1 protein-coding gene is annotated in these 1201 nt (G+C 39.5%); it reads right to left on the reverse strand.

The window, feature by feature from the left end; translation table 11 throughout:
• Window positions 1–53 precede the first annotated feature (53 nt).
• Window positions 54–1094 carry an IS481 family transposase gene (locus tag DC53_RS00935; RefSeq protein WP_033032172.1) on the reverse strand — a complete coding sequence of 347 codons (1041 nt, stop codon included), beginning with the start codon at window positions 1092–1094 and terminating at the stop codon, window positions 54–56.
• Window positions 1095–1201: the final 107 nt, after the last annotated feature.

Raw genomic sequence — 1201 nt, forward strand, 5'->3', positions numbered from 1 at the left:
CTAGCTCAGACTTGATCTGACAGTTACCCATTTTTCTAATGGTGACTGTTAGTTTAGATTTGAGCTAAATTCTTTTCTGCCCAAACCGTTTTTCCATCCAATAATGTTTCAAGTGGTGTTCGACCGCAACATACTTTTCCTTGATGAGTCCGATCATTGTTGTAGTAATCCATCCATTCGTCCAGATCTTTTTGTAGTTCTTCCATTGAATCGTACAACTTTTTGCGGAATGTGATTTGATAGAACTCGTTCAAAATCGTCTTATGGAAACGCTCACAGATACCATTTGTTTGCGGGGACATTGCTTTCGTTTTTGTATGGTCGATGTCGTTAATTGCCAAATATAGCTGATAATCATGATGCTCAACTCGCCCACAATACTCAGTTCCTCGGTCAGTTAATATTCGAAGCATAGGCAATTTGTGACCTTCGAAATAAGGCAATACTTTATCATTGAGCATGTCAGCCGCTGTAATTGGCGTTTTCGTTGTGTAGAGCTTCGCAAAGGCGACTTTACTGTAGGTATCCACAAAGGTTTGTTGATAGATACGACCAACACCTTTAAGGTTACCAACATAAAATGTGTCTTGTGAGCCAAGATAACCGGGATGCGCTGTTTCAATTTCACCACAGGCTTCATCGTCATGTTTTTTCTTTTCTAGCGCAGCAACTTGGGCGTCAGATAAAATAATGCCTTCATTAGCGACTTTGTTTTCCAATGCTTTCAATCGTTTTTTGAAGTTTTCTAAATCGTGACGCAACCAGATTGAACGAACACCACTACCTGAGACAAACACGCCTAACTTACGAAGCTCATTGCTGGTTCTATGTTGACCGTGAGCAGGATATTCAACTGCATAGTTAATGACGGCTTGCTCTGTTTCTTCGTCAACGCGATTCTTTATATTTGGTGTACGGCGGTTCTTTTCGATTAATGCATCGATACCACCTTCATTAACGAGTTCTTGATAACGATAAAATGTATCTCGTGATACGCCCATGACTTTACAGGCTCTTGATACATTGCCTAGTTCTTCGGCAAGGTTAAGTAAACCAGCTTTGTGTTTTATGATTGGATTGTTAGTATGCAACATGAGAGTTACCTTTTTGTTTGTTTTGATTTAAAGATTCGACACCTTTATCAAAACGGGTAACTCTCACTTTTTCAAGTTGAATTGTCAGATCTTGTCTGAACTAATAC

This window comes from Pseudoalteromonas fuliginea, from assembly GCF_000690055.1.
Classification (GTDB): domain Bacteria; phylum Pseudomonadota; class Gammaproteobacteria; order Enterobacterales; family Alteromonadaceae; genus Pseudoalteromonas; species Pseudoalteromonas fuliginea.